General features: G+C 41.2%; 14 protein-coding genes and 1 tRNA gene. 12 read left to right on the top strand and 3 right to left on the bottom strand.

Annotated features, from left to right (window positions below; all coding sequences use genetic code 11):
- The 12 genes from V3V99_01085 to clpX form a co-directional block, all read left to right on the top strand.
- Positions 1-572 (top strand): methyl-accepting chemotaxis protein (locus V3V99_01085; protein ID MEE9441248.1); only part of this gene is annotated, 572 nt, incomplete at its 5' end.
- Positions 573-973: 401 nt separating this feature from the next.
- Entirely contained in the window at positions 974-1,483 is a 510-nt protein-coding gene (locus V3V99_01080; GenBank protein MEE9441247.1) for a helix-turn-helix transcriptional regulator, read from the top strand.
- Positions 1,484-1,619: 136 nt separating this feature from the next.
- On the top strand, positions 1,620-2,948 hold the full coding sequence (locus tag V3V99_01075; protein MEE9441246.1) for a porin: 1,329 nt from the start codon (positions 1,620-1,622) through the stop codon (positions 2,946-2,948).
- Positions 2,949-3,002: 54 nt separating this feature from the next.
- Entirely contained in the window at positions 3,003-5,903 is a 2,901-nt protein-coding gene (locus V3V99_01070; protein ID MEE9441245.1) for a methyl-accepting chemotaxis protein, read from the top strand.
- Positions 5,904-7,639: 1,736 nt separating this feature from the next.
- The gene (locus tag V3V99_01065; GenBank protein ID MEE9441244.1) at positions 7,640-11,812 is read left to right on the top strand and encodes a sigma 54-interacting transcriptional regulator; all 4,173 of its coding nucleotides are present in this window, start codon (positions 7,640-7,642) and stop codon (positions 11,810-11,812) included.
- Between the two features lie 515 nt (positions 11,813-12,327).
- Positions 12,328-12,951 (top strand): HTH domain-containing protein, encoded by a 624-nt coding sequence (locus V3V99_01060; GenBank protein MEE9441243.1) that lies wholly within the window; start codon positions 12,328-12,330, stop codon positions 12,949-12,951.
- A gap of 490 nt (positions 12,952-13,441) precedes the next feature.
- Positions 13,442-13,645 carry a helix-turn-helix domain-containing protein gene (locus V3V99_01055; GenBank protein ID MEE9441242.1) on the top strand — a complete coding sequence of 68 codons (204 nt, stop codon included), beginning with the start codon at positions 13,442-13,444 and terminating at the stop codon, positions 13,643-13,645.
- Positions 13,646-13,700: 55 nt separating this feature from the next.
- The gene (locus tag V3V99_01050) at positions 13,701-14,732 is read left to right on the top strand and encodes a site-specific integrase (protein ID MEE9441241.1); all 1,032 of its coding nucleotides are present in this window, start codon (positions 13,701-13,703) and stop codon (positions 14,730-14,732) included.
- Positions 14,733-14,751: 19 nt separating this feature from the next.
- Positions 14,752-14,834, top strand: a tRNA-Leu gene (locus V3V99_01045).
- 22 nt (positions 14,835-14,856) lie between these two features.
- On the top strand, positions 14,857-16,131 hold the full coding sequence (gene tig / locus V3V99_01040) for a trigger factor (protein MEE9441240.1): 1,275 nt from the start codon (positions 14,857-14,859) through the stop codon (positions 16,129-16,131).
- 3 nt (positions 16,132-16,134) lie between these two features.
- Positions 16,135-16,737, top strand: coding sequence for an ATP-dependent Clp endopeptidase proteolytic subunit ClpP (clpP, locus tag V3V99_01035; GenBank protein MEE9441239.1), 603 nt, complete (start codon positions 16,135-16,137; stop codon positions 16,735-16,737).
- Between the two features lie 12 nt (positions 16,738-16,749).
- Complete coding sequence (gene clpX, locus V3V99_01030) at positions 16,750-18,003, top strand: ATP-dependent Clp protease ATP-binding subunit ClpX (protein ID MEE9441238.1); 1,254 nt, start codon at positions 16,750-16,752, stop codon at positions 18,001-18,003.
- A 163-nt stretch (positions 18,004-18,166) separates the two neighbouring features.
- On the opposite strand, the gene V3V99_01025 is transcribed toward clpX, so the two are convergent.
- From V3V99_01025 to V3V99_01015, 3 genes are all read right to left on the bottom strand, one after another.
- Complete coding sequence (locus V3V99_01025) at positions 18,167-18,724, bottom strand: hypothetical protein (GenBank protein MEE9441237.1); 558 nt, start codon at positions 18,722-18,724, stop codon at positions 18,167-18,169.
- 67 nt (positions 18,725-18,791) lie between these two features.
- Entirely contained in the window at positions 18,792-19,850 is a 1,059-nt protein-coding gene (locus tag V3V99_01020; GenBank protein ID MEE9441236.1) for an SIR2 family protein, read from the bottom strand.
- Positions 19,851-20,169: 319 nt separating this feature from the next.
- Positions 20,170-20,477, bottom strand: a 308-nt coding sequence (locus V3V99_01015; GenBank protein MEE9441235.1) for a hypothetical protein, incomplete at its 5' end; no start/stop codon positions are given.

Genomic DNA, 20,477 nt, shown 5'->3' with positions numbered 1-20,477 from the left:
AGTCGGGTAATATCGTTAATGAACTGGCCCAGGCGTCAGATAAGATCGGCGAGATCATTGGTGTCATCGACGATATTGCCGATCAGACCAACCTGTTGGCCCTCAATGCCGCTATCGAAGCGGCTCGAGCCGGTGAGCAGGGACGCGGTTTCGCCGTTGTTGCCGATGAAGTTCGCAAACTGGCCGAACGGACCGGCAAAGCGACGGGCGAGATTACTGAGATGATCAAGGGCATTCAAAACGATTCCGGACGCGCCGTGACATCGATGGAAGAAGCCGGAACGATGGTCGAGGAAGGCAAGTCGTTGGCCGATAAAGCCGGCGGCAGCCTGACCGAGATCAACACGATGTCGTCTCAGGTAATGGATATGATCGTTCAGATCGCGACGGCGGCCGATCAGCAGTCGGCGGCGGCGGAGCAGATATCGAAGAACATGGAGCACATCGCGACGATCACGAAGCAAACGTCGGTTGGAGCCGAGCAGTCGGCTTCTGCGGCGGAAGATCTCAATCGCCAGGCCGAAGGCATGCAGCAAATGGTCGCGCAGTTCAAGATCAAAGAAAACGCGTAACATCTGCCTAATTCTTTCCGGGGGCGGGTACCGACCACCCGCCCTTTTTTTTATACACGAATTTTAAAATAGCCAGAAATTTTAATTGCATTAGGTATTGCATTAAGTATCGCAAGTACCCATACACTACCCAATATTCCATTATGATTTTCAGGCAAAATTCATCGATAATATTATTAACGGTATATAGATTTATGGTGTGATTCAAAATTGATTGAAAATAATTAAAGATGGACTATGCCATGATAAAAATCGTCGTATGACTTATAAAGAATAACGTTTTGCTATATAAGGAATGCTTATAGATAATGCAAATATTGGAGAATGGTCAATATTGAGAATATCGAAAAATTCTCTTAATTTTTCTTAATGGCTTTACAGTGGTTTTATGGGGGCGAGGGATGAAAACAGAAAATTCGAAAAAAAAACTCTCTACAGAACATCTTGAATTGGAAATTGACAATTTAAAGAAATGTATCGCGGGCAAAGACGCAACTATTGACGAGTTGCTATTAAGAATTAATAAGCAAAAAAAAATCATTCTTTCTCGAATTTATGCAAATGTCAATAAAATTGTCTTGCCTTTGCTGGGATTTTGCGAGGATCACGTTAGCGAAATAGGCAAACACTATATCAAGCTTATAAGAAATAATTTGAAAAACATTGAGTCGCCCTTTATATATTCACTTGAAGAGAAACAGAATAGGTTAACCCAACGGGAATTAGAAATTTGTCATTTTATAAAATCAGGTTTTTCATCAAAAGAAATTGCATCGCTGTTGAATATATCTGAACACACGATTTATACTCAGAGAAGGAATATCAGGCGCAAACTGGAATTGGCAAATAAAGGGATTAAACTGGAAACATACTTGCTTCAATTAAATTCGAAGGATGAATTATCTGATTAATTATAAAGGATATTATTCTCTATGGTATGAGTTATACCCATTTAGTAAGCAAAACTCTATTGTTAAGCGCATTTATAGATAGAACGATAAATGTAAGTACAGAGGATCATTTATTAAAATATGAAGGAGGGAATTCATGAAAACACACTATCTCTGGATTTGTACTCTTATCGTTTTCTGTTTTTCGGGGGCATCAACAGCTCAGGACTTTAGCCAACTATTAGAAGCCGTCGACAAACTGGAAGCGTCATTAACTGAGATGGTTAATGTTGAGAAATCCAATCGCCAGGAAGCGAATAATGATTTATCAAAACAACTTCAAACCTTACGCGCTGAACTTCAAGCCTTGCAGACACAGCTTTCCGAACCGGGAGTCCAGGCCTCAAGCCCGGCTCACAATGATTGCCAGAAACAAATGGCAAAACTTACCGGTCAGATTATTGGACTGAAAGCGGATGTCCATCAGCTTGCGCAAACACAATCGGAAGACGTCGCGGTACCTGGTCCGGTCAGGATCAATATGCCGAACCAACATCAGGTTCCGCCAGTCAATTTTTCCGGCTTTGTCGATGCCAGCAATTATTCGGATTTCAACTCCGAAGAAACATCTTTTGGGCTTGATCAGGTTGAGGTTGATGTTATCAGAGAATTTGAAGGGAAAGCCTTATTGCGAGCAGATGTCGAATATGTCTCCGACGGAGCAGGCGGTTTCGGACTTGATCTGGAACAGGGCTTTATCACCTACAATTTTGATCCACACTGGGGCGTTACATTCGGTAAGTTCAATGCTCCGATTGGTTTTGAACTTCTCGACGCGCCCGATATGTATCAGTATTCACACGCCCTAGTTTTTGACAATGGTCTGCCGACTAACCTGACCGGATTCATGCTTAATATGAGTCAGGGTATTGTGGATTGGAATCTGTACGCTGTCAATGGATGGGATGTCAACGCAGATAATAACAAGGACAAAACGTTTGGAACTCGCCTGGGCATTTCTCCAGCCAACGGATTGAGCATGGGCTGGTCATTTATAAGCGGCCCCGAACAAGATGAAAATAACTCCAGCCGTCGCACCGTCTTTGATTATGATCTTACCTTTACAGCTCTTTCCGGATGGATGTTTGGCGCTGAGTATAATCACGGCTTCGAATCCAAAATACTGACCAATAATGAAACCGGAAGCTGGAACGGCTTTTTGATCATGGCCAATTGGGGCTTATCCGATCGTATCGGAATGACCTGGCGCTATGATTTCTTCAATGATTCAGACGGATTACGGACCGGAGTTGAACAAAAGCTAATGGCTGTAACCTGGTCACCGTCGCTTTCGCTGGTTGATGGCCTGGGCGGCTTATTTGAACTACGCTGGGATAAATCCGACGGGAAGGTCTTTATCGATTCCGAAGGCGTTGCCAAGGATAATCAGGTCACGACAGCGATAGAATTTACTTATGGTTTCTAATATGGAAACTAAAACACAGATAAAAATAGACCTAGTAAATTAAGGGGAGAAAAAATGCTTAAGAACATGAAACTTGGAACCAAACTGATTATTGTTTTTCTGCTTGTGGGGTTGGTCCCCCTCGGCACAATCGGCATACTCAGTTTGACAAAATCTAAAACCGCCTTGTCAAAGCAGGCTTTCAATCAGCTGATCGCGTTGCGCGGCGTCAAAAAAGCTCAGGTGGAAAACTACTTTGGCGAACGACAGGGCGATATGGGAGTTCTTGTTGAAACCGTAGGGACTCTCCGTTCCGAAGCGCTTAATAAATTAAAAGCCGTTCAGGCGATTAAGAAAAATCAGATCGAAGGCTATTTCGCTGAGAGGCTCGGCGATGTCGATGTTCTGTCAACCAATGATTTTGTTATCAATGCGATAATGGCTTATGAAGCCGGTTGGAAAGCAGGCGGAGCTCTGAGTAGCTCATATCGATCGGCCGATAAAAAATACTCGGATTGGCTAACCCAATACGAGAAAAAATACGGCTACTATGATTTATTTTTGATTTCCAAAGATGGCGATATTGTTTACACCGTGGAAAAGGAACCCGATTTTGGTACCAACGTGGCAACCGGGAAATATTCTGACCAAAATATTGCCGATCTTTTCAAAAAATCTAAAAATGGTATTTCCATTGTTGACTTTGAGCCCTACGCTCCGTCTAACGGCGCTCCGGCGTCTTTTGTCGGCGCCCCCGTTTATGATAATGGCTCGTTTATCGGAGTTGTTGCCCTCCAGATTCCGCTTGATCAAATAAATAATATTATGATGGAACGCGCCGGTATGGGCCAAACCGGCGAATGTTATCTGGTCGGTTCGGATCTTAGGATGCGTTCTGATTCTTATCTGGATCCTGAGAAACATTCGGTACATGCTTCATTGAACGGGACAATCGAGAAAAATGGTGTCGATACTGAAGCCGCCCGAGAAGCCATAGCCGGCAATGCCGACGCCAAAGTAGTCCTCGATTATAACGACAATCCGGTTTTATCATGTTATGCTCCGGTCAGTATTGGTGATTTAACCTGGGCCGTATTAGCGGAAATTGATGTCGCCGAAGCGTTTTGTCCCAGGGATAAAGATGGTAAAGCCTTTTTCGCCAAATACACTGAAATGTACGGCTATTACGACCTTTTCCTCGTAAATCCCGATGGTTTTGTTTTCTATACTGTCGCCCAAGAAGCCGATTACAATACTAATCTGATCAATGGCCAGTATAGCAGCTCCAATCTCGGCAAATTGACTCGTGATGTGTTAAATTCTAAACAATTTGGCTTTGCCGATTTCAGGCCGTACGCGCCCAGCAATAACGAACCCTGCGCCTTTATTGCTCAGCCGTGCATTGCCAACGGCACAGTTGAAATGATTGTGGCCTTGCAGTTGCCGCTCGAAGCTATCAACGCTATTATGCAGGAACGTTCCGGTATGGGCGAAACCGGAGAAACCTATCTGGTCGGCCCGGATAAACTGATGCGCTCAGATTCATATCTCGATCCCACCGGACATTCCGTGAAAGCATCTTTTGCCGGAACGGTGGATAAAAATGGAGTCGACACCGACGCCTCACGCGGAGCTCTGTCCGGTAATACCGAAGCCGAAATTATAATGGATTACAATGGCAATCCGGTTCTCTCTGCCTATATGCCGGTCATGGTATTTGGCGCCAGCTGGGCGATGATTGCCGAGATAGATGAATCTGAGGCGTTTGCAACGGTTAATGCCCTGCAAATGGCGATAATGCTGATAGGCGCGGTAATGGCTGCCATCGTTGTTCTGGTCGGTTGGATGATTGCTCGCAGTATCGCCAAACCGATCGCAAATATGTCCGCAGTCGCGGAAGCGATTTCCACCGGAGATATTAACCATGATATAGAGGTTAAATCCAAAGATGAAATTGGAGTTCTCGGTGAATCATTCAAATCTTTAATTGCTTATATGCAGGAAATGGCCCGTGCCGCCGAATCAATTGCCGGAAATAATTTGCAGGCTGAAGTCGAGCCGAAATCTAAACATGATGTTCTCGGTATCGCCTTCAAGAAAATGATCGGAAATCTGGATACGATGATCAGACAACTTCGTGACAACGCCGGAGAGTTAGTCTCCGCCGCCAACGAAATTTCATCCTCGTCCGAACAGATGGCCCAGGGCGCCAAGAGTCAAACTGACCAGGCCGCTCAGGTCTCAAGCGCTATCGAAGAGATGACGGCGACGATTATCCAGTCATCCAAGAACGCCAATGAAGCCAAAGAATCTTCCGAAAATGCAGCCAATACATCCGCTGAAGGCCAGACCATTGTCGGCGAAACCATCAACGGTATGGTTAAAATTGCCCAGTCTGCCGAAGAATCCGGCCAGATTATTAATGAATTGGCGACTGCCTCTGATAAGATTGGCGAAATCATCGGTGTCATCGATGATATTGCCGATCAGACCAACCTGCTGGCTCTCAATGCCGCTATCGAAGCGGCTCGCGCCGGTGAGCAGGGTCGAGGCTTTGCTGTCGTTGCTGACGAGGTTCGCAAACTGGCCGAGCGGACCGGTAAAGCAACCGGTGAAATCACGGAAATGATTAAAGGTATCCAGTCCGATTCCGGTCGCGCTGTTACTTCCATGGATGAAGCCGGCAAGCTGGTTGAAGAAGGTAAAGGACTGGCTGATAAAGCCGGTAATAGTCTCGATGCCATTAACTCCATATCTCAGCAGGTCACCGATATGATCGTGCAGATCGCCACGGCGGCCGACCAGCAGTCTTCAGCCGCTGAGCAGATTTCCAAGAATATGGAAATGATAAGTAATGTCAGTAAAGAATCGGCCGCGGGCGCCGAGCAGTCGGCTTCCGCCGCTGAAGAGCTGAACCGCCAGGCTGAAGGTATGCAAAAAATGGTTGCTCAATTTAAGATCAAAGAAAACGCCTAGTCATTTCTATCAATCCCTACAAAGCGAACGGATATTTTGTCCGTTCGCTTTTTTTATTTACCAAAAAATCGATATTTAGAAATCCAATTATGACTAAAACCTGATTGCATTTGTACTCCAAATAATATAAATTGCTTCCGCACAATCTATGCGAGAGTGGCGGAACTGGTAGACGCGCTGGATTTAGGATGCTATTCAAGCGATTTTGTAAATTATTGGGGTTCTTCGCATGCTAAAATCCCATAATAACTTATGCGAAATTTTAATAATGTGGATTAACCTCAATTTGTACTGATTTGGACTCATTATGGACACTATTTGGACACCAACTGAACAATGTAGTCATTTTAGTGTGATTATCTCAATACAGGGGTTCATGTCCCCGGGGGGATTTGTAACATAGATGCAGAAAAGCTTGTAGAAACAATACCGATTGAAATCAAAATCATTTCAAGGCGGAGATCGGCGTAAGCCCGACACAATGTGTATTTTTGTGAATTTGGGATTTATCCCTCACGACGCAAATGCTTGATATAATTGAATTTATTTAGGTGATTGTTGATTTCCGGGCGCACATTTCAAGGTTCTTATAAAATTGTGTATAACCCCGATGATCTATTCGTCCACAATTTTTACATTAATCATTTTTGTGATGAGGATATCTTCGCATATTTCAGATAATCCATTCTAATAGAATCCCCACCCATGGCCAAATTCAGCTCGGGCATCCCTAGTGTGACTAATCACTGGATGCTTATTATCTTCTCTATACATAATCTCAACTTCCCGGTTTAGCATTATGACGGTATGGATCAGCATCCAGGACAATTCTATATCCATTTGACCGTTTACGTTTGAGGTTTGTACAAGTTTATACTGCAATTCAATTTCTCCATTAGATTTTTCGAATTGTTCAGTAATTAGGCGTTTATGAACACTTCTTATTGTTTTACCATATTCACTATTTACACATTTTTCTAAAAGCATTAATCCAATTGATAATAGGGAAATTTCTTGTGGGGTGAAAGAGTTCAATTAACTGGGATATCTTTATCCAAGCGAAATCCATTGGTTTGATCGTCGCGCGTAATCGTAATAGAAAAGCCAGAACGTTATAACAACGCAATTTATCTATAAGCTGTCCTTAGCGAAACATCGCAATATTCTTCTATCTCTATAATCGTAACAGTGGATTTCTTTAATAGTAATTTAAGAACTTGCAATAAATTCAATGTACCATTAGTTTTTGGCATAGCATAAATAAGAAAGGTAGTTCAAATCTCCCATTATTATCCCGTTATTATATAGCGTTGAGCCAATAAGCGTATAAAATCCTAAACGATTTTATACATTTCTCAAACCGAGGGGGGGAATAAAATTCATTCCCCCCCCCTAATCCCCCGGCGCGCGTCCGGGCGTTGTCCTGCTATTGACGATTTGTCTGATTCATTAAGGGACCTCGTCAATAGAATATCCCCCCATTATTAACTGCCAATTATCCCGATTTATAATATGCATAAATATAAGGATTGTGGGTGACATATAGTGTCACTGTAAATTTAAAAAATACTTAAATTTTGAAAAAACTTCTTTCAAATCTTAAATTTATTTTATTAAAGTGACAAATAGTGTCAGTCTAACACGATTTAAATACAAATGGGTTGATTTTTATGCTGTGAAGTATTTTCTTATATAAAGTTTAGCAAAAAACGAAATTTACACTCAGTGTTTAAATCATGGGTAATAAAAAGACTATTTTAAAATCAAATAGGTATACTCTGGTCGAACCTATCTCCCAAAATAATATATCTCAGTCTTGGGTGGCATTAGATAAAGGAGCTCTTAAAAAGCGTTTTTTGAAAATACCATCAGATGATAACAGTGTTGATCTTGCGACAAAAATCAATATTCTCCGTAGATCGCTTGAGCTTCAGAAAAAACTACATTCGAGAAAGATATTAACCCATATTGGGCAATATTCAAGTCGAAATAATTTTGCGATAATTTACCCGTTCCTGGAAAAACCAATGTGGGGGTCATTAACCCCCAAATTATTTTTTCGCCATTTCCCTGATACAATCATGCAGATTTTCCAAATCGTTGACTATTTGCATTTGCTGAACATAATTCACTGCGATCTAAAATTGGAAAATTTTATGATAAAAGAGGAGAAGGGCAAGATAACGATATGCCTTATTGATTTGGACTATCTTGTGGAATCTGGAAGCAGACCAGATTCCAAAATTTTCGGTACCCCAGGCCATATAGCACCGGAAATATTCAGAAATAGTGTAGTAACTTTGCACACTGATAATTATTCAGTGGGAGTCCTTATCAAGAAATGCCTTGATTGGGGTGAGATTTCAGGTGTATTGACAAGAATCCCCAGGGATAATCTATATTCAATGGCAGATGCACTAACGGTTCACGATTCTTTTAGGCGACCCGACTCATTAATGGATTGCCTAAAAAAGTATAATATATTTAAAGATATTGAGTGCCATGAAAAAACACTTTTGGAAATGCAATTAACCTCTTCCTTCCTATCTAAACGCAATGAAATTCGCAGTAAGAATAATGGGATTACCGAGTTTATCAACGACAATAATTTATTGGGTATTAATGAAGAAATTATTAATGACTTGTGTGCATTAGCCCGAGGGAACTTTAAATCGGTCTTTTCAATTTCAAAGTACTTTATCCGGAATTGCAATGTCCGGCGATCTATCAAATATTGGCATTTGGATTGGGATCATTCGCATATCTATCGGTTGTTTCAGCAATTGAATGTTGATAATACGGGAGAATATTTCGACCTGGATGCTTTCCCTATTACACCTGCCCGATTTACTGACTTCATTACAACAGCCAAAGAATATGAAACCCTAAATAAACCATACAAGGCATACTTATTATTCCTTTTGATTAAACAAAACTCCAATAAAATTCCGGCTGATGCATCGGAACCACTTTTGAAAGAAACTAACTGCTATCTTCTAAGATTATCCCGAAAACTTCACAAATTTGATGATGTAATTGAATATGGTGAAGAAATACTCGCAAACACATCGCGAATTTCGGCAGATTTATTGAGTATCGTTAAAATACTTGCACATACATATCTTTTCCGCGGCGAAATGGAAAAAGCTAATGAGAAAATAAATCTTGGACATAGTTTGTGTGAAATTGATTCAACTGATGATTTGGAACTAAGATGCCATAGGTCGTGGATTTTGATGCTTAGGGGTGAATATAAATCTGCTATTGAGACACTAATAAATATCAGTGATATCTGTAAGAAAAATGAAGAAACCAAGGTATGGCTTAAGGCACAATCGTATATCGCCGCCGTTTATTGGTATCAGGGGAATTTTAATGATGCCTATAATATATACACCGAATCTATACCGATTGCCAAGGCAAATAAAGAGTTTCTCGAATCAAGAAATTTAATCAACAATTACAGCAGGCTTTTATTTGATTTGGCAGAATATGAAAAATGCATTAAAAACGCCAAGGATTCTCAAAGGATTAAGGGGGAATTGGGTTTTTATGGAGAATATACAGATCAATTTCGCATTATTGCATTATCTTATGCCCGACTTGGACAATATGACAAATCCTTAACCTCGCATACGAAATACTTACTTCATTCCCCGGACAATAGCCAAAACACATTTCTGGGACTGTATTTTTACCAACGCGGCTTTATAGATACGGTTCAGAATAAATTCGATACCGCCAAAAGATATCTATTTAATTCCAAGGAACTATTAACAGAATCAAATAGTCAAAGTTCAATCTCACGAATCTATCAGAATTTCATGGATATTGCATTTCACGAAGGTGATTTGAAGGGATTTGAAACTCACTGGTCAACGTTCCAGGAAACCTTGGCAGACAAAACCAATAATGCATGCCTTACCGAAATTAAATTGATCAAGACCTTATTAGACATTTGTTATTTAACGGGTGACGTTAATGAACTTCCATGCTGTTTAAATGAATTAGCTAAGCATAACTGCCGCTACTACAGTGCAATTTGCCTATTTTACATATTGCTAAATGAAGAAAAAATAAATGAACCCTTACCAGAAGTTGATGTGAAGGGATATTGGTCGTTTTTGGCTAACTCCGACACTCCGTTATTCAAAGCAATTCTAACTATGTTGCGAATGAAAATTAAACCAACCGAAGATTTTTCGTCGAAAGTAAGAATTTATAAAAATGTTTACGAGCTGTTTACAAAATATAACTTCTTGTTTTGGGCTGCCTTAATCTGTGAAAAAATATCTGGAATTTACATAAACAATGGGTTTAAGAGGCCAGCCTATAAATTTATTGAACAAGCAATCGAATTGATGGACAGTATAAATAATATGTATTATTGCGAGAGATACAACTCAATAAAAAATCAGATATCGGCTCCTCATGAATATGAATCGGATAGGATTCAAACCTTTTACAAAGTTTCCTGTATGTTACAAAATATTAACAATTATGAAGATTCATTAGAACAGATTATTCAATTTGCCATTTTGGAGACTGGGGCCGAACGAGGAGCACTTCTATTCCATTCCAAGAAATCAGATAAGCTTCAGATAAAAGCATATGTAAATTGTGATGATGAGAGCATTAAAGACATTGAGAGGCTAAGTCAAAACATTCCTCGGGCCAGTATGACCCAAAACGCATCAATGCTTATTTCAAACGCTCAGAAAGACACACGAACAAAACAATTTAAAAGTGTATTTGTTCATAATATCAAATCCGTAATATGCGTTCCCATATCTGATGGGAAAGACAGCATTGGCGTATTATACCTTGATCACCATACACTCCCTGCTCTGTTTGAGGAATCAGATTTGAGGTTTGTCGAGGCCATGAGCAATTTTATGGCCGTCGCCCTGAAAACATTGCAATCCTTTCGAACACTGAATTTAAAATCTACTGAACAGCAAAGTGAATTGTTGAAATGTGGGAAAAGTAATCAATTTATAACACAATGTGAGAACATGCAAAAAATGATTGATAAACTGCCTGAAATCGCCTATACCAACGCCAACGTTCTATTTATAGGAGAAAGTGGAACTGGCAAAGAGATTTTGGCTAATATGATTCACGAGCTTAGTCATCGAAGCGATAAGCAACTCGTGAAATTGAATTGTGCCTCTATACCTGATTCAATGATAGAGGGAGAACTATTCGGTATTGCCAAGGGCGTAGCAACTGGAGTAGAAAAACGTATTGGCAAATTTCAGGCGGCTGATGGCGGAACGCTATTTATGGACGAAATCGCCGACATGCCCTTGAATATTCAGGCCAAGGTTTTACGGGTACTGGAATATCAAAAATTTGAAATGGTAGGAAGTGTCAGAACTATATCAACTGATATTAGATTCATTTACGCAACTAATAAAAATTTAGACGAATTGGTTAAAAAGGATTGTTTTAGAAAAGACTTATTTCACAGAATAAATACTATAACGATTGAAATTTCTCCGCTCAGAGAACGCGTGTGTGATATTCCATTACTTGTTGAACATTTCACAGGCGTTTATTCTCGGGATGAAACTTCTAAGCCAATTATACCAGATGATATCATGCAAATGTTAATGTTGTACTCCTGGCCGGGAAACGTAAGGGAATTAAAAAACTTGATTGAACGATGGTGCATCCTTAAACCCTCAAAATTACTGAAATTAAGTGATTTGCCTGTGAATTTTATAGAGGATATATCTTCGCATAAGGATTCATCCAGTGAAGAATTTGAAAAAAATCGAATATATAATCTTCTTCGCAAAAATAATTGGAATCAGTCGAAAACGGCCCAAATAATGCAAATTCCACTTTCAACTTTTCGAAGAAAAATAAGGAAATACAATATTTCAAAAGATATCATTAATTAGAAATAAGCCAATTTGCCATTCCTGAAGTAATTTGGCAAATCCGTAATTAAACACACTACAACATCTTACATGCTTCTTGGCATCGTGCGGTAAAAAATCCGGTATAAATTTAAGGTTTTGAATACCCACCAAACACAGTTATAGACTGTCTTGCAACAAGTTGCAGAGATTTCCCAATTATTGCATTTTGGGCTTTATTTTTGATACCCCCTCCTTTGTAACAGAAATCTATCAATCCTCATCACTAAAGAGGAACTAAGGAGGAGCATATGTTTTCTTTATTTGGAAGCAGGAATTTTAGGGTTTTGATCGTGCTCTCATTTATTTGTCTCTTGACTTTTGGTATGATACCATCGGGGGTAACGGCCGATGGTGGGCAAGATCCTCCCGATCCATATGATTCAATTGAGGGAGGTTTAAATCCCTTGGGTGAATCAACATTAAATACAGAAACCGATCTATTATTATATATCTTGACGCTATTACTCTAATGAATAAATTTTGAGGGGGAAATTATGTCTTTGGAAACCGTTGAAAATATACTTTTAGTAATTAACCTTCTGATCAACAGGCAGAAAGTTACATCAGATAGAATAATGAACCTGTGCAGTGTTAGCCGGCGGACCGTATATCGATATATTAAAGTAATACACCGGGCCAATTTCCCAGTGTATTACGATCGCAGGTTAAAAGAGTACCGCTTTTTGCGTGACCCCCACCCCCAATATGGGAAATTTGGTTTGCAGGATACGGCCCTAATCTCTTTTGCCCTGGTTCTACTTTCAAACTGTACAAATGAATTTTACAACTCGCAAGTGAGTAGACTAATGAAGAAGATTTTGTCGCGCCAATCAATAGTATTTGATGAATCTCTGGATATGCAAAAAAACATGATAGTCTCAAAGGATATGGCGCAAGATTTTTCCGATGCATTAAACTCACTCATTATTTATTTGGCCATTCTATTTAACAAGGGTGTCAATATCAAACTTAACTCTCAAAGAGATAATCACACCAAATTAATCATCAGGGAGCCTAAGCTTATATTTAAGGATGAGTGGCGCGTGAAAGAAATGGACGGTACGAGACAAGATGAATTTTACCTTAGTGATATCGCTTGCGTAAGCATTCTAAACTAAATTTATAGCAAGACTGATAATCCGCGCTAACTTGCTGGTAGATTGGCACATATAGAACATTTCGTACAAAATCCTTGAGGATTTTGTACAGATATTCAGGATAATTTGTAATGATTTGGACTCATTATGGAGTTAGATATTTGACTCAAACATAAATTTACTTTTGGGGCTAATATCGCGCTATTTGAATAGCTTATCTTTTTGCCCTCATTAAGTATATCGTCATATGTCAACACTCGCAGATTCCTATACTCTTCTTCTATTTCTTTCCGCTGTGATTCTGATACAAAATCCTTTGTTCTCCCAATAATTACAGAAATTGTTGGTCTAAATGCATTAAGATGGTATTTCTTATGAAACTCCTTACGGTTTTTTGGATTATCGAAGAAATTTATATATTTGTTTCCCGTCAGCCTAATCCGGACAGGTAGCGCTTGCAATTAAGACGTAGTTTTGTAGCTTTGGCATATCAGAGAGGAGTTAGTTATGAGTGGCAACAGAAGCCATCGTCCGGAATCGGTGGTTAGGGAGATTCGGCGGAAGACGACCCTCTACAATTGATTCATGGGTTTCACAGAAACGTGAAATCCCATATGTCAAAATGGGCAGGCGGGTATTGTTCGATACTAACGATGTCGAACGATGGATCGAGAAGAATAAAGTACAGCCTACCGATTTCGGCAACCTGCACTAATTCTTGTTGACTCCAAAACATTGAACTCATTAAATAAATCGAAGGCGTTGATATTATGGGATTATACAAAAAAGCCGGAACGTGGTACATTGATTACTACGTTCAGGGTAGACGTAGGCGTGAGGCGATAGGGCCAAACAAGAAGATGGCTCAATCGGTACTCGCCAAACGCAAGACCCAAGTGGCGGAGAAACGCTTCCTTGATATTAAGAAACGTCCCGAGTTGTTATTCGATGTACTTTGTGATCAGTACATGGAATATGCTAAGGCAAATAAGCGGTCTTGGGAGCGGGATCATCGAAGCATCAGAGTATTAAAGCGTTGGTTTTTGGATAAAAAGCTATTTGAGATAACTCCGTTATCGATTGAGAAATTCAAGAACACACGGAATACGGAAGTCAGTGGGGCTTCCGTGAATCGCGAACTTGCGTGCTTGAAACACATGTTTACAAAGGCAATTGAATGGGATATGGCTGCCGTAAATCCCGTCAAACAGGTGAAGATGTTCAGAGAAAATCCGGGCAGGATAAGGTACTTGTCAAACGAAGAGATTGAGCGACTCATTCCTGCCTGCAATGATACCATCCGCCCCATCGTTATCGTTGCTTTGCATACCGGTATGCGCAAGCAAGAAATTTTAAGTTTGAAGTGGGAAAGTCTGGACATCGACCGGAAAATTATATATGTTTGCGGCACTAAAAGTGGCTATGATCGCCAGATACCAATGTCGGAGCCAGTATTGTTTGCGATTAAGAGTATGCCGAAACGATCTGAGTACATATTCACGAGGCCGAACGGCGAGCAGATTAACGATATTCGTACCGCTTATGCCAATGCGATTAAAAAAGGGAATATCGAAGACTTCACTTTTCACGATTTGAGACATACATTCGCCTCTCATCTCGTGATGAATGGAACGGATTTACTCACTGTGAAGGAGCTACTCGGGCATCAGACGATTGAGATGACGCTTAGATATTCACATCTCAGTCCTGACCATAAAAGGCATACCGTGGAGTCTTTGAAGTATTTTGATGGACACTATATGGACACCCGGAGGGAATCAATAAAGCGGTCATCCACGTAACTCATTAGTACACAACAATGCGAGAGTGGCGGAACTGGTAGACGCGCTGGATTTAGGATCCAGTCCTTTTCCGGGGTGGGGGTTCGAATCCCCCCTTTCGCATTATTTATTACTGGAGGATGATTTGTTAGTTGAAGTAATTGATAAAGAAGGCCTGAAACGGGAATTGAACATCAAAATCCCCGCTGAGGAAGTCGATAAAGCTTACCAAAAAGTTTATGCCGACATGGGCAAGAAAGTCAAACTCGACGGTTTCCGACCCGGAAAAGTCCCCAAAGACGTAATTCGCAAACGATTCCACCGGGAAGCTACCGCTGAAGTTATTGATTCCCTGATAAATAAACATTACTCAGAGGCCATCTGCGAAAAGAACCTTGAGCCTGTCGGAACGCCTGTTTTAACTAACGTCGATATCGACGAAGGCAAACCACTCCAGCTTTCGTTCGGAATTGAAGTTATGCCAAAGCTGGATGAGATCAAAATTGACGGCCTCAAAGCTGAAGAAATTAAGGCTGAGGTTACCGATTCCGAAATCGACGAAGTCGTCGAAATAACCCGTAAACAGCAGGCGACGTTGCGCACTGTCGATCGCCCCGCCAATGAAACCGACATGCTGATTTGCGATCTGGAACCAATCGATGGCGCTATCGAAGGCCTCGGCGATACCCCGATGAATAATCAGGAAATTGATCTCGACAGTCCTAAAACTGTCAAAGAATTCAAAGAAGCCCTGCCGGGAGCCAAACGCGATGATGTCAAGGATGTCGTCCTGTCTTTCCCCGAAGATCATGTCGATAAAAAATTCGCCGGTAAATCAGTCACTTTCAAAACTACCGTCAAAGAAGTAAAAGTACGAATTTTGCCGGAACTAAACGATGATTTCGCCAAACGCCTCGGACTCGAAGAAACTTTCCTCGAATTCAAGATTAATCTGAGAAAACGGATGGAAGCGGAACGAAAGACCGAACTTTTGCGTATACAAAAACGGGATATCATTGATCAAATTGTCGAAAAAAATGAATTTGACGTCCCCGAAGCAATGCTCGAATCGTATTTCAAAAATATCATCAAGGACATGAAGCAACAAAATCAGGAAGTGGATGAAAAAGAAATTCGGGAAAAATATCGGCCGATCGGAATCAATAGTGCCAAATGGTACTTACTCTACCATCGCCTTGCCGTCCTCGAAAAAATTGAAGTTTCCGCCGAGGATACCGAAAACTGGATAAAGAGATTTGCGGAAAGCTATCGCATGGAATTTGACAAGGCAAAAGAAATTTTGACGCAAACCGGGAAAGCGGCCGAAATCAAAGACGGTATCCTCGAAGACAAGGTCATCGAATTTTTGCTTTCGAAAACCGATACCGATCAAAAGTCAAAAGAAACTAAGGAAGGTTAAGATATGACTTTAATACCGATGGTTGTTGAAACAACCGGACGCGGCGAACGCGCTTATGATATTTACTCGCGTCTTCTTAAGGACAGAATCATATTTATCGGTTCCCCGATTGATGATAATATCGCTAACCTCGTCATCGCCCAGATGCTTTTTCTGGAAGCCGAAGACCCGGCCAAAGATATTTTCCTCTACATAAACTCACCGGGCGGCTCGGTCACGGCCGGTATGGCCATCTATGATACGATGCAGTTCGTCAAACCCGATATCGTCACAACCTGCATGGGCATGGCCGCTTCGATGGGCGCCTTTCTCCTTGCCGCCGGCACCTCCGGAAAACGTTCGGGACTGCCCAATTCGCGTATCATGCTTCACCAGCCGATGGCGGGAACGCAGGGTCAGGTTTCGGATATCGAAATTATGACGCAGGAGTTTCTCCATACCAAAAAGAAACTGAATAAACTACTGGTTTTTCATACCGGTCAGCCGCTTGAGAAAATCGAAAAAGATACCGACCGAAATTATTTCATGTCGGCCGAAGAAGCCAAAGAATACGGCTTAATCGATAAAGTCTACGAGTTTGAAAAAAAAACGAAAGATAAAAAATAGGAACTTATTATCGTGGGTAAAGATCCCAAAACGCCCGGACCAACCGAACGGTGTTCTTTCTGCGGTAAAAAAGCCTCGCAGGTAAAACGCCTCTATTCAGGCTATAACGCCTATATCTGCAACGACTGTGTAACCCTGTGTCATGACCTGATGCAGGGTACGCCCGAAGAAGTTTTGCGCCACGAGGTTTTTGTCCTGCCCTCACCGACCGAAATCAAGGAATTCCTTGATAACTACGTCATTGATCAGGAAGAAGCTAAGCGCACCGTTTCGGTCGCCGTCTACAATCACTACAAGCGTATCCAGAACCGCGAGAAAACCGAAGAAGTCGAACTGGAAAAATCGAACATCCTTCTTTTGGGACCGACCGGAACCGGTAAAACCCTGATTGCCCGAACTCTGGCCAAATTTCTCAAAGTCCCATTCACCATTGCCGACGCGACCGTCCTGACCGAAGCCGGGTATGTCGGGGAAGACGTCGAAAATATTTTGGTTCGGCTTTACCACGCCGCCAACTACAGCGCCGGCAAAACCGAGCAGGGAATTATCTATATCGATGAAATCGACAAAATATCCCGCACCGACGGCAACCCCTCGATAACCCGCGACGTTTCCGGCGAAGGCGTTCAGCAGGCGCTTCTCAAAATTCTTGAAGGTACCGTGGCCAATATCCCTCCCAAAGGTGGCCGCAAACATCCGGAACAGTCGTTTGTCTCGATCGACACCTCCAATATTCTGTTTATCTGTGGAGGCGCCTTCGAAGGACTCGATAAGATTATCGCCCGCCGGATCGGCAAGAAAACGGTCGGATTCGAATCCAGGAAAATCGATATTGAGGAAGACAAATCGGCCCTTTTGGGCCAGGTCGAACCGTCCGATTTGCTCGAATACGGACTAATCCCTGAGCTCATCGGTCGCCTTCCCGTCGTGTCCGCTCTGCGCCCCCTATCCGAAAAAGCGCTTCTGACGATTCTTACCGAGCCGCAAAACGCTTTGGTCAAACAATTTCAAAAACTGTTTGAACTCGACGGCATTAAACTGACGTTTGAACCATCGGCTCTCAACGCCACCGTGGCCAAAGCCGTCTTGCGCAAAACCGGAGCCCGCTCGCTGCGTTCGATTTTTGAATCGTCCATGCTCGATATCATGTATGAAACGCCGACGATTCCGGATTTGAAAGAAGTCATCGTCAGCGAAAAAGTAATCAACAAAACCGGCGAACCAAAATACAAATTCAAATCCAAACGAGGCAAAAAATCAGCCTGACGAATTACAAAAATGATTTCATCAATCCGCCTTTTTTGGGCGGATTTTTTTTCTTGCCGTAAATATCATGCTTCGTCATTGCGAGCGAGTAAAACGAGCGCGGCAATCTATGGCCTAATTAATTCATGGCTGATGGCGGCCCGCCGCTTTGGAAAATTCTGGCCTAAGCCCGCGAACCGTTTCTTTTAAGCGTAAAAAGGATAATGATCAACACGGCAAACAAAACCGTATTTTGAATCAAGTATTGAATGAGCATGACAGGCGCAATTTTATAATCAGTAAAGAATTCACTTCCCAGGTATTTCAGATTTTCAAGGAGCAATATTGCCTGTTGCGAAGCGTAAAATGCCGATATGCAGTCCAGATAGTGAATAGCGGCTAATATCGCGACCGCGCCAATAGCGGCGGTGCGGGCTGTCTTATTATTTCTGAAAAATTCGCGGCTTTTGTCCGATGTGACAAACCAGCCAATTGCAATAATCAAGAATGCCAATGTTTTCATTACATCAACTATAAATCCATCGTATGTGCCCTGCAATGATTCATACAACAAATCGAATTTCTTTTCGGCAAGCTTACTTATTTCAGTAGTCTGAATGCTTTGGACATTCATAGATTTGTCAATATCTCCGTTTTCTTTGATAGTTTCTGAATTCTGGCTCATGGAAACTTGGAAACTGATAACCAATGTGCATGCGGTCATGATTAAAAGGCGTTTCATAATTTACCCCTTTCGTTAGATATAGTAGCCTATTGGTAACGAGCACGCAGGGCTCATGCCAAATATTCTAGAAGAGCTTCCAGTCTTTAATTTCTTGGCGTATATCTTTCATCGTAACTTCTTCAATTGGTTTATATATTTCCTTTATTCGATCGGGACAATATTCTCGATACAAATTCTTTATGGCTTCTCTCCCGTTACAAATGACATTTTCGTTACTATCAATAATAAGTATTATTTTATCATCCCCCGAATGCATCCAGTTTATTAAGCGCGCATTAACTCCCTTGTCGTTAAAACTATATCCAATAATGATTAGTAAATTATTTTTCGTCAGCAAATTATAGAATGAACAAAACAAATGGAAATATACTGAAAGATTATAATCCAACAATTTATTAAAAGTCCCCGTGAGAATGGCGATGTCGTAACTATGTCCAGCCTGTTGAGTTACCACAGTGTATTTTTTATAATTTTCTTGATTGTAACACCAATCGACTGAACCATGGAGTTTTAGAAAATTTATTTTAGCCCCATTCGGATCTGAGAATAATTTAGGATTAAATCCTTTATATTTCTCACCCTCGATTTCTTCGAATCCATCATTTATCTCTTCCTCTTTGAGTAATTTTTCGATAACAAGATCATGATTCAGGGAAAAAATATCTATATTCCCAAAAGAATCTAAATTTAATATGTCATTCAAAATTTGCAATTTGTCGAACGACGGATCTTCCAATAAAATACAATCCCGAACGCATTCTATGATTTTTTGGATCATAGATTCCGAGCAACATTTTATATCGGTTTTTGCTATGCAAATGGGTTTGTTATCAATTAATGATTCAATTACTATTTTCGTCAACGGATTTTCATATTCTCCGCCCTCGTGGTCACCCAGTTGTTGGAAAATATAATAAATATCTTCATAGTTGAAGTCATTTTTGATCAATCGACATTGCCAATCTTCGCCGAAGACGATAGAGCAAATTTTACTCGCAATGTCATGGTTTACATCGTCATGTTCTTCTATCATATTTTTGATAGCTTTGTTGATTTTAGTTGTACTTGGCATACCCGCCGGTATTGAAGCCCCTGCCCCAAGTAAAAATGCAATTCTATCCATAATAATTCCCCGATAATTTTAGCAATACGGATTCGCCACTCAATTAACTTGATTATCGTATCCTGTCAACATTTTTACAATAGTATTACTGCTTTTAAATAAAGAAGCTTTAATTGTGATGGAAGTTTATTGGCAAAAAGTAGGTCGGGTTCTGAGGCCAGAAGGCCGAAAAACCCAGTCTTATCAAAGCAGGCATGCACCTGTTCCCCTCTTGACCGGTAGCCCATCCGAAAGATAAGCGCAACGTTTTTTCGGGCGGGGTCCCACATAAAGCATTTACAATTATTCAACCAATCTAACGTGTTTTCGGAATTCATCCTCATATGTAAGATGAATCATATTGCAAATACACAATCATCAGTAAGGACTCGTCGCGATAAGCCCGCCATATATGTCGCAACGAATCTTCGGTTCGCTCGCGAGCGAACCCTACGGGGGAAAAAAACAGGCCCTCGCCTGTCGGAATCACCACCGATTTGATATGACCAGAAACGTTATTCTGAGGAAACAAACCCATTTTTACCGCGCAGGTGTGGACACCTGCACGGCACCAAATACTATTAACATGAAGTGGATACACCGCGCGACAGCCAAAAACAGGCCCCCGCCTGTTGATATGACCCAAAA

This window comes from Candidatus Zixiibacteriota bacterium (assembly GCA_036480375.1).
In the GTDB taxonomy this organism is placed as follows: domain Bacteria; phylum Zixibacteria; class MSB-5A5; order GN15; family JAAZOE01; genus JAZGGI01.
The sequence above is the reverse complement of the archived record's forward strand: the minus strand, read 5'-3'. Positions and strand labels throughout refer to the sequence as shown.

What these genes read in the sequence shown, in the direction of transcription:
- V3V99_01070 (MEE9441245.1), top strand. Translation starts at nt 3,003, where the DNA reads ATGCTTAAGAACATGAAACTTGGAACCAAACTGATTATTGTTTTTCTG.
- V3V99_01080 (MEE9441247.1), top strand. Translation starts at nt 974, where the DNA reads ATGAAAACAGAAAATTCGAAAAAAAAACTCTCTACAGAACATCTTGAA.
- V3V99_01020 (MEE9441236.1), bottom strand. Translation starts at nt 19,850, where the DNA reads ATGGATAGAATTGCATTTTTACTTGGGGCAGGGGCTTCAATACCGGCG.
- V3V99_01065 (MEE9441244.1), top strand. Translation starts at nt 7,640, where the DNA reads ATGGGTAATAAAAAGACTATTTTAAAATCAAATAGGTATACTCTGGTC.
- V3V99_01060 (MEE9441243.1), top strand. Translation starts at nt 12,328, where the DNA reads ATGTCTTTGGAAACCGTTGAAAATATACTTTTAGTAATTAACCTTCTG.
- V3V99_01075 (MEE9441246.1), top strand. Translation starts at nt 1,620, where the DNA reads ATGAAAACACACTATCTCTGGATTTGTACTCTTATCGTTTTCTGTTTT.
- clpP (MEE9441239.1), top strand. Translation starts at nt 16,135, where the DNA reads ATGACTTTAATACCGATGGTTGTTGAAACAACCGGACGCGGCGAACGC.
- V3V99_01025 (MEE9441237.1), bottom strand. Translation starts at nt 18,724, where the DNA reads ATGAAACGCCTTTTAATCATGACCGCATGCACATTGGTTATCAGTTTC.
- V3V99_01050 (MEE9441241.1), top strand. Translation starts at nt 13,701, where the DNA reads ATGGGATTATACAAAAAAGCCGGAACGTGGTACATTGATTACTACGTT.